This is a genomic window from Mycobacterium sp. IDUB_19 (assembly GCF_055419445.1).
Map to the genome: position 1 here is coordinate 229,693 of NZ_JBVAXR010000004.1, position 22,840 is coordinate 252,532.

Genomic DNA, 22,840 nt, shown 5'->3' on the forward strand with positions numbered 1-22,840 from the left:
TCCAACGGCCTGAACATGGGGGCGAGCCGTGGTTGACCAGCTTGGGAGTTCTGCGGGATTCTAATGAACGGAAGCTATTTCTGTAGAGCAGAGTGATGGGGTGCCCCGTGGCAGACGACGTCGCCGATTTCGAGGACGGCCTGTTCGAGAACGTGCGCCGGGGCATGATTCCCGCGCACATCTATAACGACAAGCAGTTGTTCGCGCTGGAAAAGGAGCGGTTGTTCAGCCGGGCCTGGACGTTCGTGGGCCACGAGTCGGAGATCCCGCAGGACGGCGACTACGTGGTGCGCCGGGTTCTCGACGATTCATTCATCATCACCCGCGACGCGGCCGGCGAGATCCGGGCGATGTTCAACATGTGCCTGCACCGCGGCATGCAGGTGTGCCGCGCGGAGATGGGCAACGCCTCCAACTTCCGGTGCCCGTACCACGGCTGGACGTACCGCAACGACGGCCGGCTCACCGGCCTGCCGTTCCATCGCGAGGCCTACGGGGGCGAAGAGGGCTTCGCGCGCAGCGCCAACGGCTTGCTGCCGGCACCCAACTTCGCCAGTTACAACGGTCTGCTCTTCATCAGCCTGGACCCGCACGCCGAACCGCTGGAGGACTTCCTCGGCGACTTCAAGTTCTATCTGGACTTCTACACCAAGCAGAGCGCCGCCGGCCTGGAGGTGCGCGGGCCGCAACGGTGGCGGATCAAGGCCAACTGGAAGATCGGCGCCGAGAATTTCTCCGGCGACATGTACCACACGCCGCATACGCACGCATCGATCGTCGAGATCGGGCTGTTCCGTGAGCCGAAGGCGCAGAAACGCAAGGACGGCGCCACCTATTGGGCGCATCGCGGCGGCGGGACCACCTACAAGCTTCCGCCGGGCAGCTTCGAGGAACGGATGCGCTACGTCGGCTATCCCGACGAGATGATCGAGCGGATCAAAGGCGTCTGGACGGCGCAACAGCAGCGGGTGGTCGGCGAGGACGGGTTCATGATCTCGGCGGCGACGTGCTTTCCGAACCTGAGCTTCGTGCACAACTGGCCCAAGGTGCACGACCGCGATGACGAGGTGCTGCCCTTCATTTCGATCCGCTTGTGGCAGCCCATCAGTGAGAATGAAACCGAAGTGTGCTCGTGGTTCGCGGTGGACTCCGCCGCGCCCCCGCAGTACAAACAGGATTCCTACAAGGCGTATCTGATGTGCTTCGGTTCGACCGGCATGTTCGAACAGGACGACGTGGAGAACTGGGTGTCGCTGACCACCACCGCTGGCGGCTCGATGGCACGGCGGCTGCTGCTGAACAGTCGCATGGGCCTGCTGTCCGACGATCGCCCGGTGGTCGAGGCGTTGCCCGCCCAGGCCTTCCACGGCCCGGGGCGCGCGCAGGTCGGCTACAACGAGTACAACCAGCGCGCGTTGCTGAAGTTGTGGGCCGATTATCTGCAGGGGGTGGGCGTGTGAGCCCGGACTCGTCAAGAAAAGCCTTGCCGTTCAACGACACCCGGCATCTTCAGGCGCATCAGTTTCTGGTGGACGAAGCCTATCTACTGGACGCCCAGCAGTACGAGTCGTGGCTGCACACGCTGACCGACGATGTCCGCTATGTGATGCCGGTCCGCGTCACGACGGCACGCGGCGCGGGGTTCGACACCTCACCAGGGATGGCGCACTTCGACGAGGACAAGTACTCGCTGACCCAGCGGGTCGCGCGACTGGGCACCGAGCATGTGTGGGCCGAGGATCCACCATCGCGGCTGCGCCACTTCATCACCAACGTGCGCACATTCGAATCCGACGATGCAGCACACCTGGTGGTCGAATCCGCCGAACTGCTGTTCCGCAGCCGCGGCGACGTCAACGAGAGTGCGTGCCTGTCCTGCGGTCGCGAAGACCTGCTGCGTTGGTGCGACGATCGATGGATGCTCGCCCGGCGCAGGATCATCGCCGACGAGTCGGTATTGCGGATGCAGAACCTGGCGGTGTTCCTGTGAACGACGAACTCGAGCAGTTGATAGCGGGCGCGGTCGGCGAACCGCTCACGGTCGCAAACGAATTCACCGAAGTCGTGGTGCGCCGAGTCGACACCCGCAATGGTTCGAGACTGTTGATCGGCGCGCCCAGGACAGGGCGCTGGATCAGCCTGGACGCCCTGGAGGTGGAGGCATTGACGTGGCAGAATCCCCGGACGATGGCGGCGATGGTGGGGACCTCCGGCGCGCCGTTGCTTCCCGACCCCGAAAATCCTCAGCCGTGACCACCTGGTTGCACGGCAAGCGTGCCCTGGTCGTGGGCGGCGGATCCGGAATCGGGCGAGCCGTTGTCGAGGCGTTTCTCGCCGAGGGCGCCAAAGTGGCTGTGCTGGAACGTGATCCAGACAAGTGCGGCATACTGCGCTCGCAGCTGCCTGAGATTCGGGTGGTCGAAGGTGACGCCATCACCAGTGCGGCCAACCACCGCGCGGTCACCGTGGCGGTCGATGCGTTCGGCGGACTCGACATCCTGATCAACTGCGTGGGAGTCTTCGACTTCTACCAGGGTGTGGCGGATCTCGACGCCGACAACCTCGCCGACGCATTCGACGAGATGTTTCGCACCAACGTGCTGAGCCATCTGCAGTCGGTCAAGGCCGCGGTCCCGGCGCTGCGCAACGGGACCGAGCCGTCGATCGTTCTGACCGAGTCGGCGTCGTCGTACTACCCCGGCCGCGGCGGTGTGCTGTACGTGTCGTCGAAGTTCGCCGTGCGCGGGCTGGTGGCGTCGTTGGCGCACGAGCTGGCGCCGCAGATCCGGGTCAACGGGGTGGCACCCGGCGGCACGGTCAACACCGACCTACGCGGCCTGACCAGCCTGGGCCTGAACGAAACCCGCCTCGACGACAGTCCCAACCGGGCGCGCGACATCGCCGCACGCACGCCGTTGAACGTCGCGCTGTCCGGAGCGGACCACGCGTGGTCTTTCGTGTTCTTGGCCTCCGACCGGTCTCGCGGCATCACCGGTGAGACCATCCACCCGGACGGCGGATTCGGCATCGGCACCCCGAAAGCAGAGCGACCGTGACCGACGAGCTGGACCGCCAGCGCGCCCTGGTCGCCGTGGGCTGCCGGGTGGCCGCGGCGCGCGGCCTGGTCGACGGAATGCTCGGCCACCTGAGTCTGCGCGTCGACGACGACCATCTTCTCGTCCGTTGCCGCAGCGACTCCGACACCGGTGTGGCCAACACCGCGCCCAGCGACATCCGCCTCATCGGATTCGACGGCAGCGCAGGCGGAAGCGGCGAACTCGACGGGTACCGCGTTCCCAACGAACTGCCCATCCACGTCGAAACCATGCTGGCCGATTCGCAGCACCGGGCCGTCGCGCATCTGCACCCGCCGGCGGTCGTCGCCGCGGATCTCGCCGGCGTCACGATCCGGCCGATCTACGGGGCCTACGACATTCCCGGCGCCTGGCTCGCCCGCCACGGCGTGCCGGTCTACGAACGCGCCGTGCTGATCCGCAGCAGCACACTGGGCAAGGAGATGGTGACCGCGATGCGCGGACGGCCGGTGGTGATCTGCCGCGGGCACGGAATCACCAGCGCCGCAGCCACTGTTCCGCAGGCGGTGTTGCAAGCGATCAGCCTCGACGCGTTGGCCCGGATGTCGTTGCGAGTGCTGTCGGCCGGAGGCACGCTGCGCGACATCGACGAGGCCGACTGGGACGACCTGCCCGATTTGGGGGCCGGCTTCACCGCTGATGCGGCCTGGCGCCATGAGGTCGCCCGGCTTCGGGCCGACTGAGCTCGAAGGTCACAAGTTCGTATCTGCCGACGACACTCGACCGTGGCGCACGGAATTGCCGCGGCGACCGGCTTAGCCTTTGCAGGTGACAGAACTGGACCGCCGCCGGTTCCTGGTCGCCATGGCGGCAACGGTGGCGGTCACCGGGATCTCGTGGTCGTCGGCCAACGGCCCCAAAGCGACGGTGGCGCACGCCGATGTGCTCGGATCCGCACCCAACCCGGTGACTCCGGCGCCGCCGAAATTGTTGCCGCCACCCGGCCCAGCGTCGCGTGTCACGCTGCCCGGCGGCGCCGTACTCAAACAGCTTCCGGGCAACGGTGATCTGTTGGCATGGACGGTCGATGACGGAGTCGACTCCGATGTGCTGCGGCTGTACACGCAATTCGCCAAGGACACCGGCGTGCGGCTGACCTATTTCGTCACCGGCGTCTTTCGCTCCTGGACGGAGAATTCCGCCTTGCTTCGACCGCTCGTCGAGTCGGGGCAGATTCAGCTGGCCAACCACACCTGGACACATCCGGACTTGACTAAACTGTCGCCGAAGCAAATCGCCGACGAGCTGAAGAGCACCGATGTGTTCCTGCGCGATACCTATGGCGTGGACGCCGCGCCGTATTTCCGGCCGCCATACGGCCATCACAATGCCACGGTCGACGCGGTGGCCGCCGATCTGGGCTACCAGGTTCCCACCCTGTGGAGTGGCGACTTGCGGGATTCCGCAGTGCTTTCCGAGGATCAGATCGTCAAGATGGCCGACCAGTACTTCACGCCGCAGAACATCGTGATCGGCCATCTCAACCACGCACCGGTCACCCGCGTGTACGGGCAGCTGGTGGAGATCATCCGGGCGCGACGGCTGCGCACCGTCACACTCAACGACGTTTTCCTGCGGCCGGAAATCCCTTACCGGACACCGGCGTTCGACAGCTGAGGTGCCGCTCAGCCCAGCCGATCGCCAATCTCCTTGGCCGCCTTGATAAGTACGGCTGCCACAGATTCGTGCTGTGAATCGTCGAGCCGATGCCGGGGCGCGGCGGCGTTGAGCGCGAGCCGCAAACCGGGCGCGCGAGTCGGTATCGGCACCGCGACCGAGGCGACATCTTCCTCGCTCTCCTCGGTGTTGATGGCATAGCCCCGCTCGCGGATACCGGAAAGCTCGGCCTCCAGCTCGGCACGGCTGCCGATCGATGCAGCGGTGATGCGTTCCAACTGCTCGTCCGGTAGCAGCAGACGCAATTCCGGCTGCGGCAGCTGGGCCAACATCACCTTGCCCGTCGAGGTGCAATGCGCCGGCATCGTGCGCCCCAACCGGGAAGCCACCCGAACCGCGGCCGGGCCCTCGACCGCGGCGACGAAGCGGACGTTGGCGCCGTCGAGCATCCCGACGTGAATCGTTTCCCGGAGCTGGTCGGACAGACCGCGCATGACCGGTGTGGCGGAGCCCTGAATGTCGATGCGGCCGAAGATCGCGAACGCCACACCGGTGAGCGACGGACCGGGCAGGTAAGCCTTGGACACCGGGTCTTGTCGGACGAACCCGCGGTAGGTCAGCATCGCCAGCAGCCGGTGCGCGGTGGACGACGCCACACCGAGATAGCGGGTGGCCTCGCTCAGCCGGATCTGAGGCTGCTCGCCCAGCAGGAGCAGCAGCTTGAGCGCGTTGTCGACCGATTCGATGGGGTACTGCGGCACAGGCGAATCGACGGCGGGCTCGCCGGCGTCCTGACGCCCCTTCTTCGGCACTAGCTCACGGTACTCGGAGCAACATCCAGGTTGCGCTGCTTACAGCAAGCTCAGGACGGTCGCGCCGAGCAACCCCGCCGCGACAACCGCGACCGTTGCGGTCGCGATGGCCTTCCATCCGAAACTACGGGCGACCATCGCGACGCCGGGGACGCTGAGGGCAGGAAGAGTGATCAGCAGTGCACCAAGTGTCCCCGAGGAAGCGCCCAGCAGTGCCAGGCTCTGCAGGATCGGTATCTCCCCCGCTGTCGGAATGACAATGAGCGTGCCGACAATCGCTGCGACCAGGACGATCAGCAGGCCTTGGTGCGGAGGTTGAGTCAGGGTGAGAAGCCAACCGCGGGACACCCCGACGGCCAGCACCATGATTGCGTACTCCGGCAACAGCACCAGGCACAAGCAGAGCAGTGAACGCACGAATCTACTTGCGGCTACTGTGGACTCGTCATCAGACCGCGCACTCGTCTCGGGCAGCGGTTGCCCGGCGCCCTGCGTACCGGTGACCAGCCCCACCGACACCGCGACGCCGAGCACTGTCGCGATGCCGACGACCGCCCTGGTCAGGGTCCATTGCCAGGGAGCGACGAAGAACAAGAAAACGAGTACTGCCGGATTCAGTAACGGATTCCCGAGCCAGTAGGCGATGGCCGCGGTGCGCGTCACGCCGTTGCGGCGCAACGTGACAGCCACCGGGGCGGCACAGCACGTGCACATCATCGATGGCATGCTCGCAACTCCGCCTGCCAGCGCGCTCGAGATGAAGCGGCGACGGTTCAACACGCGCGGCAGCCAGGATCGCGGCACCAGCGCCTGAACCGAAGCACTGATCAGTAGCGCCACCACCAGGGCCGGCCAAATCGATGCGATGTACGCGTGCACGAACGTCGTGGCCGCAAGCCATGTCGGAGGGTCCCCGGCGCGCACTCCACCGACCGCGAGGATGCTCGACCCCGGCCAATGGTGAGTCCGCTGTGCTGCCAAGGCTTTGGCGATGTAGGGCGTCCACTTCGCCCAGAGCAGCCCGACCACGAAGACAACCAACGTGATGAGGACACCTGTCGTGAAGCGCACCCGACCCTGGATCCACCGGGGCGCTCTCAACCCGGTCCACGCATCGAGGCCCATTCAGTTATCCTGTGCAACTTGGGCTTTCGCCCACCGGTAATCGGCTTTGCCGGACGGTGACCGTTGCAGACGGTCGCGAAAGACAACGGCCTTCGGCAGCTTGTAGCGCGCGAGATGACGGGCGGCCTCGGCGATGATGCTCTCGGGGTCGGCGTGACGACCGTCGGCCAGCGCAACGATCGCGACGACTTCGTTTCCCCATCGGGTGCTGGGCCGGCTCGTGACCACCACGTCGTACACGGCGGGGTGCTCGGCTATCGCGGCCTCGACCTCTTCGGCAAAGATCTTCTCGCCACCGGAATTGATCGTGACCGAATCGCGGCCCAGCAGCTCGATCTCGCCGTCGGCGAACCAGCGGGCGCGATCGCCGGGCACGGAATGCCGGATCCCGTCGATCACCGGAAACGTCCGTGCGGTCTTTTCGGCATCACCCAGGTAGCCCAGCGGGATCAGCCCCTGCTGAGCCAGCCAGCCGATCTCGTCGTCGCCGGGCGACAGAATCCGGGTCATGTCCTCGCTGACCACCACCGCACCCGGGTTCGGGGCGAACCGGCCGCTGGCGCCCTGCTGACGATTGGAGGCCTGGATCATCTGGGCTCCGGATTCCGACGAGCCGCCCGCGTCCAGGACCGTCAGGTGTGGCACGAGGTCGACCAATCGCTGCTTGAGCGGTGCGCTCAGCGCGGCTCCGCCGGTGACCAGCACGAACAGCCCGGACAGGTCGTAGTCACCGGACTCGATTTCGTCGGCCAACGGCCGCCCGAACGCATCGCCGACCATCGACAGCGACATCACCCGTTCGCGGCTGGCCAGTGCCAACGCCTCGGCCGGATCGAAGTGGGTGGTCGTCGGGGCCATCACAAACGGCCGGCCGCCACACAGGCTGATGAAGGCCGCCCACTGCGCCGCGCCGTGCATGAGCGGCGCGAGAGTCATCGAGCCGGGCCCCTCGAGACGCGATCGTTCGACGATCTCCTGCAGGCTGGTCACCACCTCGCCGGTGCCCAACGTTCGTCCACCCATGGCGTTCAGGTAGATGTCGTGCTGGCGCCACAGCACCGCCTTGGGCATCCCGGTGGTGCCGCCGGTGTAGAGGATGTAGAGATCGTCCGGCGACAACGCGAGGTCCAGCGGCTCGTCGGACACCGAAGCCAGCAGTTCCTCGTAGCGCACCGCCCCGGGCAACGGATCGTTTCCGGACTCGTCGTCGACGTGGATCAGCCGCATCGGCGGCAGCTGAGATTTCTCCAGCGCTTTTTCTAATGCCAGGGCCAGGGTCCGGGCGAACCGCGCCTGGTACATGACCGCTTCGGCGCCGGCATTGCCCAGCAGATAGGTCAATTCGTCGGCGACGTAGCGATAGTTCACGTTGAACGGGGCCACCCGCGCCTGGTACGCGCCGAGCATGCCCTCGAGGAACTCGTTGCAGTTGGCCATGTACAACCCGAGGTGGCTTTGGCCCGATTCGTGTGGCGCCAGATCGCGGCGTTCCCGACGCGCGCCGAGTCCCCACGCATGCAGCGCCCGCGCGAGCCGGCGGGCACGTTCGTCAGTTTGCGAGAAGGTGAATCGTCGGTGTCCAAATACAATGCAGTCGCGATCGGGGTTTGCGGCCGCTACCGCCGAGAACACTTGGGCGAGATTGAATTCCACTGGCTCTCCTCACGCCGACCGGTCCGGCGAGAGCCACGCTACAACAGCGTTTCGGAGCGGATGTCGCGCATCAGAATTCGGATCGGGATTAGTCTCGGCATCGTGTACGGAGCTAGGCAGGCCGGATACTCCAGGTTCGTCGCCATCGGTGACAGCCAAACCGAAGGCCTTTGGGACGGTGACGAAACCACCGGCCTGTTGGGATTTGCCGACCGACTCGCCGTCATGCTCGACACGCTCTACCCCGGCTTGCAATACGCCAACCTCGCGGTACGCGGCAAGAAGCTGGGCGACGTGCTCACCGAGCAAGTGCCGCAGACGCTGGCGATGAAGCCCGATCTGATCACCGTGTGCGCCGGGATGAACGACGTGATCCAACCCGGACGATCATTCCCCCGCGCCCTGGCCGAGCTCGACTACGTCTACGCCGCACTCGCCAGATCGGGCGCGACGGTGGTGACGACGACCTTTCCGAACGTCGCGCAATTCCTGCCGTTCGGGCGCATCGTGTCCAAACGACTTGACCGGATCAACAACGCAATCACCGTCGCCGCCGGCCGCTACGGTTTCCGGCTCATCGATCTATACAACGCGGCCTCGATGCGCGATTGGGACACCTGGAGCTTCGATCGCGTGCACGCGTCCCCCAAAGGCCACATCCTGTTCGCCGCCGCGGCGGCCGAGGCCCTCAATTTGCCTGACAGCAGCCATGATTGGGCAGCGGCGCATCCCAATCCCACGCAGCTGTCGATTGCCCACGGCGCGTACGGAAGGCTGCGCTGGACGCAGGACAATTTCTTCCCCTGGGTCTGGCGCCGGATGCGCGGCCTGTCCGCGGCCGACGGTCGATTTCCCAAGCGCCCGGAGCTGGAGCCCGTTCGCGCGCCGCACGACGCGGCGCCAACCGACGACATTGCGGCACGGAGCCGCCAGCAGTCAGGCATCCTTGACCCATGAACGTCCAGACTTTGCTGCAGTCCATCCCGCCGCTGGCGGTCTACCTCGTCGTCGGTGGTGTGGTCGGGGTGGAGAGCCTGGGTGTGCCGCTTCCCGGCGAGATCGTTCTGGTCAGTGCGGCGCTGATGTCGTCTCATCACGACCTTGCCGTGAACCCGATCGGCGTCGGGGTTGCCGCCGTGATCGGCGCGGTGATCGGCGATTCGATCGGCTACTCGATCGGGCGCCGTTTCGGCATGTCGCTCTTCGACAGGCTGGGCAGGCGGTTCCCGAAGCACTTCGGTCCGGGGCACGTGATGCTGGCCGAGCGCTTGTTTGATCGCTGGGGAATTCGAGCGGTGTTCTTCGGGCGCTTCATCGCACTGCTGCGGATCTTCGCCGGGCCGCTGGCCGGCGCGCTGAAGATGCACTACCAGCGGTTCCTGGCGGCCAACGTGTCGGGCGCCATCTGCTGGGCGGGTGGCACGACCGCGCTGGTCTATTTCGCGGGGATGGCCGCCGAACGTTGGTTGGAGCGGTTCTCCTGGATCGCACTCGTCATCGCCATCGTGATTGGCCTCATCGCTGCAATCTTGCTGCGCGAGCGTACATCCCGTGCGATCGCCGAACTCGAGGCCGAGCACGAGCGTAAGACCGGAACCGCCGCGGCTGACGCGGTTTGACTAGCCGGTCGCCTCCCCAATCTCGGTGGCCGCGACCGGCCGGTGTTGCTCGATCAGAGATATCGCCATCTTCTGGGCGCGCTGGGCGGCGTTCAGGTCACCCACGGCCGCCAGAATGATGGCCCCTTTCATCAGAATGTGCCAGGACGACGCGAAGTCCTCGACGTCGGTGAGCCCCGCCGCGAGCGCGCGGCGGCGCACGATGTCTCGCACGTGGTCGATGTGCGCGATGCTGGCCTGCCCGGCGGGGTGATCGGCGCCCAACTCGAGCAACACGTTGATGAACGAGCAGCCTTCGTAACCGTCGCGGAGCTGAAACCAGTCGTGCATGACGTCAAAGATCGCCAGCAGCTGTTCCTCGGGTGTATCGCCGCGCTGCTCCGACTGCGCCTCGATCATCCCGTGCGTCCAGATCTCTTCGCGGCGCTGCAGGACGGCCAGCACGAGGTCGTTTTTGGCCGCGAAATGCCGGTAGAGGGTTGCCTTGGCCACGCAGGCCCGGTCGATCACCTCATCGGTGCCGACGGCATGAATCCCACGCCGGCTGAACAGCTCATATGCCGCATTCAAGATCCGTTCACGAGCAGACGGAGCGGCCGGCACGATATCGGAGGTTGCCATATTTCGCCTTACGATACTCTTAGGCGCTCCAGGTAGACAGACCGCCCTGTCTCGTTATACAAATGAGATTCGCAGTTACGCGGAAAGTCTGTCTTCAGATAGCAGGACGGACATCCATCGCGGCGCCCGTGGCGCCGGTCGATTAGGAGTCCACCATGAAGTCGATTGCTGAACCCGCTCCCCTCATGTCGAGCCCCCGTCTGATGCTGAGCACGCGGCTGGTCTACGAACTCGGCGATCCGCACAGCACGCTGCGGGCGACCACCGATCGTCGCGGCCCGGCCGTGCTCATCTACGCCGGCGGCGAGGTCGACGCCTGCAACGAGCAAACCTGGCGCCATCTGGTCAGTGAAGCGGCCGCCACCGTGGCGTCCCCCGGCCCCTTGATCGTCGACGTCACCGAACTGGATTTCATGGCCTGCTGCGCGTTCGCGGTGCTGGCCGATGAAGCAGAAACCCTCCGCCGACGCGGAGTCGAATTGCGGGTCGTCAGCCGGCAGCCGGTCGTCGCGCGCATTGTCGACGCGTGCGGGCTCGGCGGAGCCCTGCCCGTTTACCCGAACGCGGACTCCGCGCTGGCGCGGTAGCGACATACGTTGAGCCACAATCACCTTCTGAGGTCGAAAGGATGATTGGGCTGGATGGATCACCTACCCAGCTTCGGCGTGGAGGAGGAGTTTCTCCTCGTTGATCCCGAGACTGGCGAACCCGCCGCGCGCAACGACGCGGTGGCCGCCGAAGCCCAACGCCGGGGCATCACCTTGCAGCTGGAACTGAGCAGCTGCCAAGTCGAAACCACTTCCAGCGTGGCCGCCAGCAGCGCCGAACTCCGCGCGGAGCTCAAGGTGCTGCGGCGCACCGCGGCGCAGGCGGCCGAGGCCAGCGGGGTTCGACTGCTGGCCTTGGGGCTCCCACCGGTCACGCCGCACGAATTCCCGATCACCGACACCGAGCGCTATCGGCGGATCGGAAAGGAGTTCGGGATGATCGCGCACGAGCAAGGCATCTGTGGATGCCACGTGCACGTCGCGGTGCCCGGTCGGGCGGCCGCCATCAAAGTCAGCAACTGGCTGCGTCCGTGGCTGCCGTCTTTGCTTGCGTTGTCAGCGAATTCGGCGCTGTATCGCAACACCGACACCGGTCATGCGAGCTGGCGCAGCATCCTGTGGAGGCGCTGGCCGGCCGCCGGCGCACCGCCGTTCTTCACCTCACCGGAGCAGTACGACCGCACTGTTCGGATGCTGGTCGGCAGCGGGGTGATTCTGGATCACAAGATGATCTATTGGGACGTGCGCCCGTCGGCCAACTTCCCGACGGTCGAGGTGCGGGTGGCCGACGTACCGGCGACGGTCGAGGAGACGGTGCTGCTTGCCACCCTGATCAGGGCCGCGGTGATGACCGCGCTCGAAGCGGATGGCCGCGGCGACGACGGCGGACGACTGCCGCCAGCCGCCCTACGGGCGGCGTACTGGAAGGCCGCTCACGACGGACTGTCGGGACACTTGCTCGACTCCGTCAACTACAGCGCCGCGGTGCCGGCCCGTCAGCAGATGGACGCACTGGTGCAACGGGTGCGCCCGGCGCTGGAGGCACTCGGCGAATACGAGCGCGTCACCGCCGAACTCGACCGCATCTTGGCGCAGGGCAACGGGGCGATGCGGCAGCGGAAAGTATGGCAAAGGAACGGCGACATGATGACCGTCATCGCCGAGGCCGCGGCTGCCACGCAGGGTTGAGCTGCGCTACACCGCCAGCAGCCGATACAGCCCGATCAAGCCGACAACCACGATCAAGGACCGCAACGCATTTGGCGACAACCGGCGCCCGTATCGCGCTCCGACCACTCCGCCGACCAGCGAGCTCGCCGCGATGATCCCGGCCACCGGCCAACTGATCCGATCGAAAGCCACCAACGTATAGCCAGTCGCCGCAACGATATTCACGACCAGAGCCAGAAGGTTCTTCGCCGCGTTCATGCGCTGCATCGACTCCGGCAACAGCGCGCCCATCACGCCGACCAGCAAAATGCCCTGCGCGGCGGTGAAGTAGCCGCCGTAGACGCCGACGACAAACGTTCCGAACACGAGTAACGCCATCCGCCTCGGTGAGATGTGTTCGGCGGAGCGCCCCTGCGCCTCGGCCCGCTGCCGCGCCCAGGATTGAATCTTGGGCCCGACCACCACCAGCACCAGGGCCAGCACCAGCAGCGACGGCACCACCTCGATGAACACGGTCTCGGGCAGATGCAGCAACAAGAACGCGCCCAGGACGCCACCGGCCAGCGACGCCGGGATCTGCCAACGCAGTCGATCCCACTGACCACCCAACTCGGCGCGGTAGCCCCAGGTGGCCGAGACGCCGCCGGCGACCAGACCGACCGCGTTCGACATGGTGGATGTGACGGGCGGATAGCCGAGAGCGACGAGCGTCGGGAACGTGATCAGGGTCCCCGATCCGACGAGCGCATTGATCACGCCAGCGGCGAACCCGGCCAGGCCGATCAAAACGACATGGGAAGCCAACACGTCGAAAAATTTAGTCGGCTGTCCCATTGGGCCGACAATCGTGCAGCTGAGCGCCTTTTCGTCAGGCCGGAGGCGCTTGCGAGCCGCGGTCTACACCGGTGCGCAGCTTGACCGAGGCCGAGTAGGCAAGGCTACGGAAATGCAGCACGGGGTCGTCGGACGGTTCGATGCCGTCGGTGACACGCATCGGATCGAACACCACGATGTCGCCGCCGTGTTCGCGCTCGGTGTCGAGTCCGGTGATTTCCAGGGTGCCGACGGTGACCGTCTCCACGCTCCGCCACGGCGCCGAGGGGTCGACTGTCGAGTCCTGTGGCCCGGCGATCTGCACGCGATAGTCGAACCGCACCGGCCCTTGTGCCAGCCGCGTATTGAGCTCGTCGGTGAGGAAGTCGGGGTCCGCACCGTGGGCGTCGGATCCCGAGAGGTAGCTCTCGCCCGCGGCCGGGATCAGGTGGTAGCGAACGAATCTGGCGTTGCCGTCGGCGCTGATCCAGCGGAATGCGTGCAGGCCGTGGTATTCGATGGTGGCGTAGCTCGCCGGCACCTTGTTGGCGTCGCGCACCACCGGCAACGCGCCGAGCAGTCGAGGGTGCGTAACGAAGTATTTGGCCATGCGCAGCGGTGTCGTCAACCCGGGTCGCATCGCTTTGAGCAGATCGACGAAGCCCGCCGGCTTACTGGAAACGAACAGCCGGGCGGTCTGCGTCGACACGTCGGTGGTGGACCCGTCGGGCAGGGTGAACTTCACCGCCACCCCGCGAACGCCCGGCGAACCGTCGGGCTGCTTCGGGTTACCGGAGCCGTTCGAGAAGCGGATCAACGCAGGGATCGTGGAGCCGTCGAGATGTTTGGCGCGGGACAGTTCGGCCGCGTCACGGGTAGCGATAAACGTGCCGCGGTACAACGTGCCTTTGGCGTGCAGCGCTCGGCAGCCGGGTTGCGCTCCCCCGGTACCTCGAATCGCACTGATCGCGTCGTCAGGAGAAACAGGACCGCCCATGGGCGAATCCTAAAGGCATCAATCAGGAAAACCGAAGAGTTTGACGACACCGTGATCGCGACCCGCGGTGTACCCACCGTCGACGGCGATCGCCTGACCGCTGACGAACGACGCATCGCGCGACAACAAGAACGCCCCCATGGCGGCGACCTCGTCCGGCCGGCCGAGCCGTTGCAACGCATGTTCGGAGGTGATGGAGGCCAACGGACCCTCCATCCCCGGCAGGCCGAAAACGCTTTGGGCCATCGGCGTATCGATGAAGCCGGGGCAGATCACGTTGGCCCGGATGCCGCTCGGGCCGTAATCCAGCGCAATGTTCTTGGTGAGCAGCACAACCCCGCCCTTGGCGGCGTTGTAGGAACTGCCGCCCGCGGTGCCTTCCAGTCCCTCGATGCTGGCGACGGTCACGATCGAGCCGCGCTCGCCGTCGACTCTTTCCTGCTCGATCATCTTGGCCAGGGCCGCCTTGGCCACCAAGAACGTGCCGGTGAGGTTGATCCCGATCACCCGATCCCACTCCGCGAGGTCCAGCAGATGGACCGGGCCGCCCCCGGCAACACCGGCGGCGTGGAAGATCCCGTCGAGGCGGCCGGGCACCGCGGCCAGCACGGCCTCGATGGCAGCTTCGTTGGTCACGTCGGCCGTCACGAAGTGGAAGTCTGGACCCAAATCGGGCGGGGATTGCAAGTCGGCTCCGATGACGGTTCCGCCCTCGGCGAGCAGGCGCCGCGCGGTGGCCAGGCCGATACCCGACGCCGCACCCGTCACGACGAAGGTGCGAGAACGGGCACGATCAGCGTTGACCGCCATGATTGAATTCCTTTATCAGAAGGTTTGCCCAAATGGTTACATACGTTGTCAACACGATTCTGTTGGGCCGTAACTCCCAGTGTCGCACTAACATTTCCCGCGTGGAGTTCCGTCATCTTCGTTATTTCGTAGCCGTCGCCGAAGAGCTGAATTTCGGTCGTGCCGCATAGCGGTTAGGCATTGCCCGACCGTCGCTTTCGCAGCAAATCAAGCTCCTGGAGCAGGATCTGCGGATCGGCGACGGCGGTTTGGTCGCCGCCCTTTCGGCGACCGCTACCGGTCGCGAATCACCTTGGCAACCGTGTGAATACGCGGCTCATCACTGCTGATCATTCACTGCACACCACGCCATTCGCCATCACCGGCTTGCTACCAATACGGAGGCACCCACTCTCACTGGAACTGGCTGTGGACACGGTGACTAGCCTTATTGACTGAACCCACGGACTTCGATGAGCGGAGAAGTAATGCCACCAGCCGACGTCAGCACCGGCACGACGGAGACGCTCGTCGGTATGGTCGAGCATCACGCAGCGCGCCGACCCGACGACGTCGCGATCCACTACGGCGAGCGGCAGTGGTCGTGGGCACAGTGGGCGTCGCGGATTCGGCTGACGGCCGGGGTGCTGCGGGACGCCGGCCTGCGGCGCGGCCAGGTTGTGGCATTCCTGGACAAGAACCACCCCGCCTGTCTGGAAACCCTGCTCGCCGCCACATCGATCGGCGCGGTGGCCACGATCGTCAACTGGCGGGTGATCGGCGACGAGCTCGTCCACGTGCTCAATGACAGCGGCGCACGCGTGCTTTTCGTCGGCGCCGAACTGCTATCCGCGGTCGAGGGAATCCGCGCGAAAGTCCCGGGCGTGGAGCGCATCATCGTGGTGGGCGGCGCCGACGACGAATACGAATCCTTGCTCTCCGCGGCATCGCCCGTCGATGTCGATCCCGACGTCGCCGACACCGATACGGCCCTGACGATATACAGCTCGGGCACCACCGGGCGCCCGAAAGGTGTGCTGCTGACCCAGCGAGCGCTGGTCAATCACATCGCGAATCTGTCCCCGCCGTTTCCCTTTTCGGAAGGTGACGCCAACCTTGTTGCCATGCCCTTGTTCCACGTGGGCGGTATCGCGTACGCGTTCTTCGGCATACGCGCGGGTGCGCCGACTTTCTTGACCCGCGAGCCCGAGGCCGCGACGCTGATCGGTGCCGTGAAAGCCGGTGCGACGCATGCATTTTTAGTGCCTCCGGTGATCGCCCGGTTCCTGGACGCCGGAGAGGCTGCCACCTCCGCGCTGTCGAGTCTGCGCTACCTGGTCTATGGAGCCGCGCCCATGCCGGTGCCGTTGCTGCAGCGAGCGCTCGCGGTGTGGCCCCAGATGAACTTCGTCCAAGTCTATGGACAGACGGAACTCTGTGGTGCGATCGCCGCGCTGGATGCCGAGGACCATCGCAATTCCAGTCGGCCCGAACTGCTGATGTCGGCCGGAAAAGCCGCGCCGGGCAACGAGATCCGCATTGTCGATCCCGAGACGGGCGACCCGGTGCGCAACGGCGAGTCCGGCGAGGTCTGGGTACGCAGCGATCAGCGGATGAGCGGTTATCTGAATCGGCCCGAGGCCACCGCCGACACCATCACGGCCGACGATTGGCTACGCACCGGTGACATCGGGCGCCTCGACGACGACGGCTACCTTTTCATCGAGGACCGGCTGAGAGACATGATCATCACTGGCGGTGAGAACGTGTACGGGCCCGAGGTGGAAAGCGTGCTTCAAGAACATCCCGGAATCGCCGATGCGGCGATCATCGGTGTGCCCGACGAGAAATGGGGCGAATCGGTCAAGGCGATCGTGGTCGCCGGCACCCAGCTGGAGCCCGCCGAGGTCATCGAGTTCTGCCGCCAGCATCTGGCCGGTTACAAATGCCCGCGAACGGTTGACTTCGTGGACGAGCTGCCCCGCAATGCGAGCGGTAAGATCCTGAAAAACCAGCTGCGCGAACCATATTGGAAGGACCGCGCCCGCAAAGTGTGACACCGGCTTACCGAACCCCGGCGAAAGGGCGATATGAGCAGGCCGTTCGAGTCCATCAACACCGGTGTCGCCGCTCATATCGGCAACTACGCCGACGCGGTGCGCATCCCCGCGGGCTCCGAGGTCATCTACACCTCGGGCACGCCCGGGTTGCGTCGCGACGGGACGCTGCCCAAGGACTTCACCGAAGAAGCCACCCAGGCGTGGCGCAACGTGGAGGAGGCGCTGAGCCGGGCGGGACGGTATTGTCCGACATCGTCAGCGTGCGGCAGTGGCTGACCGACGCGGCCGACCTTCCGGCCTACGCGGCGGTGCGGTCGTCGGTGATCCGGCATCAACCCGTATTCATGCTCGCGGTGGTCCCGGCGCTGGTCTGGCCGGATATCCGGGTGGAAGTCGAAGTCACCGCGATCCGCAGGCCCGCGATGTTATAGCCTGCACTCGACCCGATATCGATTCTCCGCGAATGCAATCAGGGGCGACATGGGCGAGGTAGTAGAGGCGCAGCGACAGGATTGCGCGATCGCTGTGCTGGGTGGCCCCACGACAGTGATCGACATCGCGGGCCGCAGGATCGTGCTGGATCCGACGTTCGACCCGCCCGGTCCGCACGACTACCTGGACAAGCTCACCGGTCCCGCGGTGAGCGCCGAAGCCCTCGGGCAAATCGATGTGGTTCTGGTCAGCCACGACCAACATCCCGACAATCTGGACACCGCGGGCCGTCGGCTGGCGGAGGCCGCGCCGCTGATCGTCACCAACCCCGGTGCCGCCGGCCGGTTCGGGCCGCCGGCGGTGGGGCTGCAGCCGTGGCAGTCCTATTATTTGCCGGGTGGTCCCGGACGCGTTGCGGCGCAAGCTGTTCCGGCCGTGCACGGTCCGGCCGATGGGATGCGAGACATGGCGGGCCACGTCAACTGCGAGGTAACGGGTTTCGTGTTGTACGGACCCGGTCTGCCGACTATTTATCTGAGCGGCGACAACGCCTCGATGAGTGCCGTCGGCGAGGTGGCCGATCGCATCGGCGATATCGACATCGCCGTGCTGTTCGCGGGAGCTGCGATCGTGCCGGCCAAGGAGCGCGGGCGACCGCTGACGCTGACCTCGGCGCGCGCGGCCGCGGCCGCCGAAGTCCTCGGCGCCAAGGTGGTGATACCGGCCCACGTCGACGGCTGGGCTCACTTCAGCGAGGGCGCCAACGAATTCGCCGCGGCATTCGACCAGGCCGGAATCAAACGGGTGCTGCGCACGGCCCCCAACGGCGAGTGGATCGACCTGAAGTAGGCGGGCAACCGGCGTCAGAGGCGTCCCTCGGTCCGCAGCTCCGGATGCACCCAGTCGGGCGAACGCCGCTCTTTGAATGCGCGGACGCCTTCGCGGGCCTCCGCGTCCATCAGGCTGCTGGTCATGCCGATGCGGTCGTAGAGGCCCAGATAGCTGTCGATGCTGGATTTGATGACGTTGCGAGCGCGCGGTGCGGTCCGGCAGCCTTGCGCAAGCAGCTCGCGGGCCACCTCGAACAGACTCTCGTGTGACACCACCCTGGTCACCAGGCCCCAGTCGAGAGCTTCGGCCGCGGTGAGCACCCGGCCGGTGAACATGAGGTCGCGGGTGCGTACCGGCCCGATCAGGCGGACCAGCATCTGGCTGTAGTAGGTGTCGGCATAGCCGCGGAACAGCTCGGGAACGCGGAAGGTCGCGCGCTCGCTCACCACGGACAAGTCGCTGCACAGCGCGATCTGCATGCCGCCGCCCTGGCATAGCCCGTTGACGGCGGACACGATGGGCTTGGCCGAGGTCCGCACCGCGTCGAACGGCGTGACGTCCATGCCCAGCGCGGCGCCGAAGGTGATCCAGTCGTCGACGCCTCCCCCGCCCGTCATGTCACCGCCGGGCGCGAAGACGTCCCCGGTTCCGGTGATCAGCAGCCCGGACAGGCCCGGGTCTCCGTTGACAAGGCCTACGGCATAACGGATTCCGAAGTACATTGCGGGCGTCATGGCGTTGCGCGCCTCGGGGCGATCGATCCTGCACACCGCTATCGGCCCCTGGCGCTCGAACGACAGATAGGGGGTGCCCAGCCAATCCCCCTCCGGGGGGCGGGGCGTTGTCTGCGATGTCGGCGGGGTCTGCGCCACGGGACTCCTCTCGGGTCGGCGCCGTAGTCCAGCCGACACGGCGCCGCAGGCTCGCTACTGAAACTCTTACAGTATTCGCGAGGGCCGTCTTCCCGTACGCCGCCTCTACACAAACGGCAGCGTGGCGACCTCGATGGTCTCGGAAACGCTCAGGACCACGTCGCGATGCTTATCCTGAAGCGCGGTCGTGGCGTCTCCCACCGACCGGTCGCACTGGCTACAGCGGATGGTGAACTGCGGCTGATCTGCTTCATCCGGCCAGAATCGACGGTCGCCGACCTGGACGCCGGGGTCGAAGACGACTTGCTGATGCGGGGCTTCCTTGAGGATTCTGCCGACGGGATGGCTTTGCGGACATTCGAGTTTCAGCGTGCCGATCCCTTCTTGGTTAATGCTCATCGTCCACTCCTAGAGGGTCGTGGTCTGGCGCTCGTGCTCCCCCATTGTTGTCCTGACGCCATGGGCGTGAACGTGTAGGTGTCGCCGTGGGCGAGGTAGACGGATTTCGTGTCTGCCGACGAGGCCTAGGCCGCCTTCTTGAAGTCATCGAGGCCGGAGAGGAACTCGGCCCCTGGGGTGCTATCCGCTGCCCGGGTAGACGTTGGCCAGGGCCGGCAAATCCTGCAGTGACGGCATCGGGCCGCCCTGTTGGAACAATGCGGTGGCGGCGTCTTGCCCGTTGGTTGCGGCCACCAAGTCGCGCACCTGGAAGTAGAGATTGGTGGTGGCCTCGGTCGCGAGCTTGGCTGCCAGGTCGTACATGTTCATGTTGGTGCCCGGCACTGGCTGGCCTCCGCGCGGCGTATGGGGGCCGTCCTTATTCAGCACCGAGTGGCACTCCGGGAATCCCGGCGGCGGGCCTCCCGCGGGGCAACCCGCCAGCGGGAACTCCTGGGAGAAGTCGATGCTGAAGTACCCAGTGTGCAAGTCAGCGGGAAAGTCGGCCGGATTGCACGTCGGGAAGATTTGTGGCGCAAGGCGATCCAACTGCCCAATTGCAACGTTGTCCTCGACCCAGTTGGAGTGGGAATAGAAGTCCTGCTGGGTGTGCGCGAGGGCGCCAAATGCCGCGCGGGCGGCCGGACCGTTCACTTCGGCGCCGTTGTTCAGTACCGATCCGCTCAAGACGACCGGCGAGAAGGTGTCCCACGCTTGCTGAGCGCGCGCGCACAAGTCAACCGGATTGGCCGAGTTGTCGAGGTGGCGGAACTCGTCGGTGGCGAAAGCGTCGCTGCCGATGGCTCCGGCGCCGGGTGGAGGCCCGAGCAGGATCTGGTTGACGGCCTGCTGGCTGACCTGGTCTGCCGGGAGCGCGTTGCGCGTGATCGTTTCATGGTTCTTGATGTAGAACGCCTGTGCTTTGGGCGCGAACACGCCGAAGGATGTGGCAACGGCGATGGCTGCCGCGATCACGATGAGAACGCCCAGTGGATTTCGGCGGGCAAGTATCATTGAAACCTCCCAGCTCGTGGAAACGCGGCGTGCACCGCTTTGCTAGACGTTTCCTCATCCACGTCGCGAAAGCAACAAATTGCTGACCGGATTAGCGTTGCTATGCCGCGGCGGCACTACGCTGGGCGGCGGGAAAATCGCCGTTGGTAAGCCGCTACTCGGCCACCGTGGTGGCCGACGCGAAGGTGTGAGCCTGGTGTGTTTGGCTTGCCGGCGTGTCAACGGATCGCAATTAGACACCTACCGAATTGTTGTTAGCTGGGCGACGGTCTGCGCAACGTGTCCGAAGCGTCGCGGTGGTCTCCGCGACCGGTTTGTCGCAGAAGCGGCAATGCGTTGAATCGCGGCTGCTCGCACCCTGCGGTCAACAGCGGCGTGGGCCCACTTGGGGGCCAGGTCGTATTGCACCTTGGTGGGCGACCTCTTGAGAATCCTGCCCACGGGTTTTAGTTGTGGTCCCGTCAAGCCACACAAGTAGCAACAGCCTCATACGTAATTTCCCAGTCCGGCCACGTACGAACATTAGGAGTGACTCCTGATTCCCGGCGTAGACACGCGCATTGTCGCGGATGATCTGTCAGGGACTAGCTCTTTTTTGGGATCGGTAGCGGACCGCACGTCGTGTACTAAGCGGGATGACGGCGCGATGGAGCGCGACTGCTCGCAGAAGCACAGGAGGACAAGACGCATGAATATCTGCCCTACGCTCAAGAAGGTCATGACCGGCGCATTGGTGTCGGGCGCTCTCGGATTGGTCGCTGTGGGAGCGGGCGCGGGAACTGCGCAGGCCAACGGTGGCCCGTACACATGGTGCCCGGGACAATCAATGGATGACCCGCAGGGGCCGAATAGGTTTGGTACAGAATATGTTTGGAACACGAAAGTGTGCCATACCTGGTACCGCGTGTCCTACGGGTACGGCAACGTTATGAAGCTCAGCCTCGGGCAGCCATCGCTGTCGGGCTCGAGCGTCTGGGAGGGAGACAACCCACCGCCTGACAATCCTTCCGGAGTCAATTGCGGCCCTGGTTTCTGCCCTGTCCCACCGCACGCGGACCCGAATTTCCACCCCTAGGCGCTACTGGGCGCCCGCGAGCGCGCGTGTGGGCAAATCGACACGCCGCACCGCGTGGCATTTCGCGGGCGCCCGCGGCGACAGGAAATTCAACCAGTGGAGCTGCCGGGAATCGAACCCATCTCGGGATGCTGGTCTCCGGAATCTGTCAACCTGAATGAGGCAATGTTGAGCGGTATTTGCTGAATGGATTCCTCGCTGTCGTCTGGTTTGTTGATCCATGAGCCGCTGGCAGTTTCGGTGGTTCGGGCGGCTTTTGCACGAACCGTTCTGGGTAGGCGGCATCAAGGACACCTGCGCGCTGTCGCGGATGATCGTGGCGGTGCCGTAATGCACGCCGGCAGGAACGTGCAAACCCAGCCGGGAATGGCGATGTTCGTCGTTGTACCAGCCGAAGAAGATCTGGCAGTGCGCGGATCTGACGGATCAATACCTCAGCGAGCGCGGCACTTTCGCGTCCGAAAACGCACCAATGCGGCCGGGCAGCCGCGCTACCAAGTTCGCTATCTAATGCGAGATCCGAACTCGCCAGGCTGGACCTCATGCAGTCGATTCTCGTCATGGCACGGCGGAGACGGACGAGTCCACAGCAACCCGGCAGTGTGTCCGCGTAATTCTCGAACACGTAGCCACCAATCCCCACCGACGCCACGGATTCGCAGCAGACCAGGCGACCGGACAGGAACCGGACACAACAAACCGTCCGCAGAGTGGTGTCACAGTGTCTGCGCAGTTCAGGTGGTGGTCCCGGCTGGGATCGAACCAGCGACCTTCCGCGTGTGAAGCGGACGCTCTCCCACTGAGCCACGGGACCGGCGCCGAGAGGCGAACGACGTCGAAGACTAGCACGAACCGCCGGTCGCCAGCACCGCCATATGTGCCCCCACGAGTCGCGCGATAACCTGGACACGGTCCGCACCAAGAGATTTGTGTGGGCCCGCTCAATTGGACTATCGTCGTCCTTCGCACCGGGCGACGATCTCGTCCGTTGCGCGCGGATGTAGCGCAGTTGGTAGCGCATCACCTTGCCAAGGTGAGGGTCGCGGGTTCGAATCCCGTCATCCGCTCGAAGGTGCAAGTGGCATCAATCCCAGCGGTGGAGTGGCCGAGTGGTGAGGCAACGGCCTGCAAAGCCGTGCACACGGGTTCGATTCCCGTCTCCACCTCCGAAATTTTTCTCCCAGGCGCGATTAGCTCAGCGGGAGAGCGCTTCCCTGACACGGAAGAGGTCACTGGTTCAATCCCAGTATCGCGCACCA

The 22,840-nt window shown here is 65.3% G+C and carries 24 protein-coding genes, 4 tRNA genes and 2 pseudogenes; 18 read left to right on the plus strand and 12 right to left on the minus strand.

The window, feature by feature from the left end:
- Window positions 1-164: 164 nt before the first annotated feature.
- The 6 genes from ACZY0B_RS06155 to ACZY0B_RS06180 all read left to right on the plus strand — a co-directional run bounded on the left by ACZY0B_RS06155 (window position 165) and on the right by ACZY0B_RS06180 (window position 4,712).
- Window positions 165-1,460 carry a Rieske 2Fe-2S domain-containing protein gene (locus ACZY0B_RS06155; protein ID WP_463763177.1) on the plus strand — a complete coding sequence of 432 codons (1,296 nt, stop codon included), beginning with the start codon at window positions 165-167 and terminating at the stop codon, window positions 1,458-1,460.
- Window positions 1,457-1,990 carry a 3-phenylpropionate/cinnamic acid dioxygenase subunit beta gene (locus tag ACZY0B_RS06160; RefSeq protein ID WP_463763139.1) on the plus strand — a complete coding sequence of 178 codons (534 nt, stop codon included), beginning with the start codon at window positions 1,457-1,459 and terminating at the stop codon, window positions 1,988-1,990. Before ACZY0B_RS06155 ends, ACZY0B_RS06160 begins: the two co-directional genes overlap by 4 nt.
- Complete coding sequence (locus ACZY0B_RS06165) at window positions 1,987-2,253, plus strand: dihydrodiol dehydrogenase (RefSeq protein WP_463763140.1); 267 nt, start codon at window positions 1,987-1,989, stop codon at window positions 2,251-2,253. Before ACZY0B_RS06160 ends, ACZY0B_RS06165 begins: the two co-directional genes overlap by 4 nt.
- Window positions 2,250-3,056 (plus strand): 3-(cis-5,6-dihydroxycyclohexa-1,3-dien-1-yl)propanoate dehydrogenase, encoded by an 807-nt coding sequence (gene hcaB, locus ACZY0B_RS06170; RefSeq protein WP_463763141.1) that lies wholly within the window; start codon window positions 2,250-2,252, stop codon window positions 3,054-3,056. Before ACZY0B_RS06165 ends, hcaB begins: the two co-directional genes overlap by 4 nt.
- On the plus strand, window positions 3,053-3,778 hold the full coding sequence (gene phtC, locus ACZY0B_RS06175; RefSeq protein ID WP_463763142.1) for a 3,4-dihydroxyphthalate decarboxylase: 726 nt from the start codon (window positions 3,053-3,055) through the stop codon (window positions 3,776-3,778). The genes hcaB and phtC overlap by 4 nt, the downstream gene beginning before the upstream one ends.
- Before the next feature lie 94 nt (window positions 3,779-3,872).
- Window positions 3,873-4,712, plus strand: a complete 840-nt coding sequence (locus ACZY0B_RS06180) for a polysaccharide deacetylase family protein (protein WP_463763178.1) — start codon at window positions 3,873-3,875, stop codon at window positions 4,710-4,712.
- 8 nt (window positions 4,713-4,720) lie between these two features.
- Here the strand turns inward: ACZY0B_RS06180 and ACZY0B_RS06185 are convergent, their stop codons facing one another.
- Genes ACZY0B_RS06185 through ACZY0B_RS06195 form a run of 3 tightly spaced genes read right to left on the minus strand, consistent with a single transcriptional unit; the run spans window position 4,721 to window position 8,302 of the window.
- The gene (locus tag ACZY0B_RS06185; protein WP_463763143.1) at window positions 4,721-5,524 is read right to left on the minus strand and encodes an IclR family transcriptional regulator; all 804 of its coding nucleotides are present in this window, start codon (window positions 5,522-5,524) and stop codon (window positions 4,721-4,723) included.
- 39 nt (window positions 5,525-5,563) lie between these two features.
- Window positions 5,564-6,649: a permease gene (locus ACZY0B_RS06190; RefSeq protein ID WP_463763144.1), complete on the minus strand. Its 1,086-nt coding sequence runs from the start codon at window positions 6,647-6,649 to the stop codon at window positions 5,564-5,566.
- Entirely contained in the window at window positions 6,650-8,302 is a 1,653-nt protein-coding gene (locus tag ACZY0B_RS06195; protein ID WP_463763145.1) for an acyl-CoA synthetase, read from the minus strand. It abuts the gene before it with no gap.
- Between the two features lie 60 nt (window positions 8,303-8,362).
- Here ACZY0B_RS06195 and ACZY0B_RS06200 point away from each other — a divergent pair, with 60 nt between their 5' ends.
- Together ACZY0B_RS06200 and ACZY0B_RS06205 are read left to right on the plus strand one after the other, a co-directional pair.
- The gene (locus ACZY0B_RS06200; protein ID WP_463763146.1) at window positions 8,363-9,259 is read left to right on the plus strand and encodes an SGNH/GDSL hydrolase family protein; all 897 of its coding nucleotides are present in this window, start codon (window positions 8,363-8,365) and stop codon (window positions 9,257-9,259) included.
- Window positions 9,256-9,921: a DedA family protein gene (locus ACZY0B_RS06205; protein ID WP_463763147.1), complete on the plus strand. Its 666-nt coding sequence runs from the start codon at window positions 9,256-9,258 to the stop codon at window positions 9,919-9,921. Before ACZY0B_RS06200 ends, ACZY0B_RS06205 begins: the two co-directional genes overlap by 4 nt.
- Here the strand turns inward: ACZY0B_RS06205 and ACZY0B_RS06210 are convergent, their stop codons facing one another.
- On the minus strand, window positions 9,922-10,542 hold the full coding sequence (locus ACZY0B_RS06210) for a TetR/AcrR family transcriptional regulator (RefSeq protein WP_463763148.1): 621 nt from the start codon (window positions 10,540-10,542) through the stop codon (window positions 9,922-9,924).
- 155 nt (window positions 10,543-10,697) lie between these two features.
- On the opposite strand from ACZY0B_RS06210, the gene ACZY0B_RS06215 reads away from it, so the two are divergent.
- Together ACZY0B_RS06215 and ACZY0B_RS06220 are read left to right on the plus strand one after the other, a co-directional pair.
- The gene (locus ACZY0B_RS06215) at window positions 10,698-11,129 is read left to right on the plus strand and encodes an anti-sigma factor antagonist (protein ID WP_463763149.1); all 432 of its coding nucleotides are present in this window, start codon (window positions 10,698-10,700) and stop codon (window positions 11,127-11,129) included.
- A gap of 54 nt (window positions 11,130-11,183) precedes the next feature.
- Window positions 11,184-12,278: a glutamate--cysteine ligase 2 gene (locus ACZY0B_RS06220; RefSeq protein ID WP_463763150.1), complete on the plus strand. Its 1,095-nt coding sequence runs from the start codon at window positions 11,184-11,186 to the stop codon at window positions 12,276-12,278.
- A 6-nt stretch (window positions 12,279-12,284) separates the two neighbouring features.
- Here ACZY0B_RS06220 and ACZY0B_RS06225 read toward each other — a convergent pair whose 3' ends face one another.
- Genes ACZY0B_RS06225 through ACZY0B_RS06235 form a run of 3 tightly spaced genes read right to left on the minus strand, consistent with a single transcriptional unit; the run spans window position 12,285 to window position 14,880 of the window.
- On the minus strand, window positions 12,285-13,094 hold the full coding sequence (locus tag ACZY0B_RS06225; protein WP_463763151.1) for a sulfite exporter TauE/SafE family protein: 810 nt from the start codon (window positions 13,092-13,094) through the stop codon (window positions 12,285-12,287).
- Between the two features lie 34 nt (window positions 13,095-13,128).
- Window positions 13,129-14,070 carry a catalase family peroxidase gene (locus ACZY0B_RS06230; RefSeq protein WP_463763152.1) on the minus strand — a complete coding sequence of 314 codons (942 nt, stop codon included), beginning with the start codon at window positions 14,068-14,070 and terminating at the stop codon, window positions 13,129-13,131.
- An 18-nt stretch (window positions 14,071-14,088) separates the two neighbouring features.
- The gene (locus tag ACZY0B_RS06235) at window positions 14,089-14,880 is read right to left on the minus strand and encodes an SDR family NAD(P)-dependent oxidoreductase (protein ID WP_463763153.1); all 792 of its coding nucleotides are present in this window, start codon (window positions 14,878-14,880) and stop codon (window positions 14,089-14,091) included.
- A 101-nt stretch (window positions 14,881-14,981) separates the two neighbouring features.
- On the opposite strand from ACZY0B_RS06235, the pseudogene ACZY0B_RS06240 reads away from it, so the two are divergent.
- From ACZY0B_RS06240 to ACZY0B_RS06260, 5 genes and pseudogenes are all read left to right on the plus strand, one after another.
- A pseudogene (locus tag ACZY0B_RS06240) lies at window positions 14,982-15,116 on the plus strand (LysR family transcriptional regulator); the annotation flags it as partial.
- Window positions 15,117-15,347: 231 nt separating this feature from the next.
- Window positions 15,348-16,916 carry a long-chain-fatty-acid--CoA ligase gene (locus ACZY0B_RS06245; RefSeq protein WP_463763179.1) on the plus strand — a complete coding sequence of 523 codons (1,569 nt, stop codon included), beginning with the start codon at window positions 15,348-15,350 and terminating at the stop codon, window positions 16,914-16,916.
- 33 nt (window positions 16,917-16,949) lie between these two features.
- Window positions 16,950-17,195, plus strand: a complete 246-nt coding sequence (locus tag ACZY0B_RS06250) for a RidA family protein (protein ID WP_463763154.1) — start codon at window positions 16,950-16,952, stop codon at window positions 17,193-17,195.
- Window positions 17,180-17,350 carry a RidA family protein gene (locus tag ACZY0B_RS06255; RefSeq protein WP_463763155.1) on the plus strand — a complete coding sequence of 57 codons (171 nt, stop codon included), beginning with the start codon at window positions 17,180-17,182 and terminating at the stop codon, window positions 17,348-17,350. The genes ACZY0B_RS06250 and ACZY0B_RS06255 overlap by 16 nt, the downstream gene beginning before the upstream one ends.
- Before the next feature lie 49 nt (window positions 17,351-17,399).
- Window positions 17,400-18,200, plus strand: coding sequence for an MBL fold metallo-hydrolase (locus ACZY0B_RS06260; RefSeq protein WP_463763156.1), 801 nt, complete (start codon window positions 17,400-17,402; stop codon window positions 18,198-18,200).
- 14 nt (window positions 18,201-18,214) lie between these two features.
- On the opposite strand, the gene ACZY0B_RS06265 is transcribed toward ACZY0B_RS06260, so the two are convergent.
- The 5 genes and pseudogenes from ACZY0B_RS06265 to ACZY0B_RS06285 form a co-directional block, all read right to left on the minus strand.
- Complete coding sequence (locus ACZY0B_RS06265) at window positions 18,215-19,054, minus strand: enoyl-CoA hydratase/isomerase family protein (protein WP_463763157.1); 840 nt, start codon at window positions 19,052-19,054, stop codon at window positions 18,215-18,217.
- Between the two features lie 105 nt (window positions 19,055-19,159).
- A complete protein-coding gene (locus ACZY0B_RS06270) occupies window positions 19,160-19,453 on the minus strand; it encodes a hypothetical protein (RefSeq protein ID WP_463763158.1) in 294 nt (97 codons plus the stop codon).
- A 180-nt stretch (window positions 19,454-19,633) separates the two neighbouring features.
- A complete protein-coding gene (locus ACZY0B_RS06275; RefSeq protein WP_463763159.1) occupies window positions 19,634-20,506 on the minus strand; it encodes a hypothetical protein in 873 nt (290 codons plus the stop codon).
- 1,257 nt (window positions 20,507-21,763) lie between these two features.
- Window positions 21,764-21,992, minus strand: a pseudogene (locus tag ACZY0B_RS06280) (IS3-like element IS1141 family transposase); the annotation flags it as partial.
- A gap of 328 nt (window positions 21,993-22,320) precedes the next feature.
- Window positions 22,321-22,395: transfer RNA gene (locus ACZY0B_RS06285), tRNA-Val, on the minus strand.
- A gap of 180 nt (window positions 22,396-22,575) precedes the next feature.
- On the opposite strand from ACZY0B_RS06285, the gene ACZY0B_RS06290 reads away from it, so the two are divergent.
- The 3 genes from ACZY0B_RS06290 to ACZY0B_RS06300 all read left to right on the plus strand — a co-directional run bounded on the left by ACZY0B_RS06290 (window position 22,576) and on the right by ACZY0B_RS06300 (window position 22,840).
- Window positions 22,576-22,648, plus strand: a tRNA-Gly gene (locus ACZY0B_RS06290).
- Window positions 22,649-22,676: 28 nt separating this feature from the next.
- Window positions 22,677-22,747, plus strand: a tRNA-Cys gene (locus ACZY0B_RS06295).
- Window positions 22,748-22,765: 18 nt separating this feature from the next.
- A tRNA-Val gene (locus ACZY0B_RS06300) sits at window positions 22,766-22,840 on the plus strand.

Excerpts from the sequence above, each read along its gene's own strand:
- ACZY0B_RS06215 (WP_463763149.1), top strand. The coding sequence starts at position 10,698 with ATGAAGTCGATTGCTGAACCCGCTCCCCTCATGTCGAGCCCCCGTCTG.
- ACZY0B_RS06235 (WP_463763153.1), bottom strand. The coding sequence starts at position 14,880 with ATGGCGGTCAACGCTGATCGTGCCCGTTCTCGCACCTTCGTCGTGACG.
- ACZY0B_RS06275 (WP_463763159.1), bottom strand. The coding sequence starts at position 20,506 with ATGATACTTGCCCGCCGAAATCCACTGGGCGTTCTCATCGTGATCGCG.
- ACZY0B_RS06190 (WP_463763144.1), bottom strand. The coding sequence starts at position 6,649 with ATGGGCCTCGATGCGTGGACCGGGTTGAGAGCGCCCCGGTGGATCCAG.
- ACZY0B_RS06220 (WP_463763150.1), top strand. The coding sequence starts at position 11,184 with ATGGATCACCTACCCAGCTTCGGCGTGGAGGAGGAGTTTCTCCTCGTT.
- ACZY0B_RS06210 (WP_463763148.1), bottom strand. The coding sequence starts at position 10,542 with ATGGCAACCTCCGATATCGTGCCGGCCGCTCCGTCTGCTCGTGAACGG.
- ACZY0B_RS06205 (WP_463763147.1), top strand. The coding sequence starts at position 9,256 with ATGAACGTCCAGACTTTGCTGCAGTCCATCCCGCCGCTGGCGGTCTAC.
- ACZY0B_RS06230 (WP_463763152.1), bottom strand. The coding sequence starts at position 14,070 with ATGGGCGGTCCTGTTTCTCCTGACGACGCGATCAGTGCGATTCGAGGT.
- ACZY0B_RS06225 (WP_463763151.1), bottom strand. The coding sequence starts at position 13,094 with ATGGGACAGCCGACTAAATTTTTCGACGTGTTGGCTTCCCATGTCGTT.
- ACZY0B_RS06270 (WP_463763158.1), bottom strand. The coding sequence starts at position 19,453 with ATGAGCATTAACCAAGAAGGGATCGGCACGCTGAAACTCGAATGTCCG.
- ACZY0B_RS06250 (WP_463763154.1), top strand. The coding sequence starts at position 16,950 with ATGAGCAGGCCGTTCGAGTCCATCAACACCGGTGTCGCCGCTCATATC.
- ACZY0B_RS06200 (WP_463763146.1), top strand. The coding sequence starts at position 8,363 with ATGTCGCGCATCAGAATTCGGATCGGGATTAGTCTCGGCATCGTGTAC.
- ACZY0B_RS06245 (WP_463763179.1), top strand. The coding sequence starts at position 15,348 with ATGCCACCAGCCGACGTCAGCACCGGCACGACGGAGACGCTCGTCGGT.
- ACZY0B_RS06260 (WP_463763156.1), top strand. The coding sequence starts at position 17,400 with ATGGGCGAGGTAGTAGAGGCGCAGCGACAGGATTGCGCGATCGCTGTG.
- ACZY0B_RS06155 (WP_463763177.1), top strand. The coding sequence starts at position 165 with ATGATTCCCGCGCACATCTATAACGACAAGCAGTTGTTCGCGCTGGAA.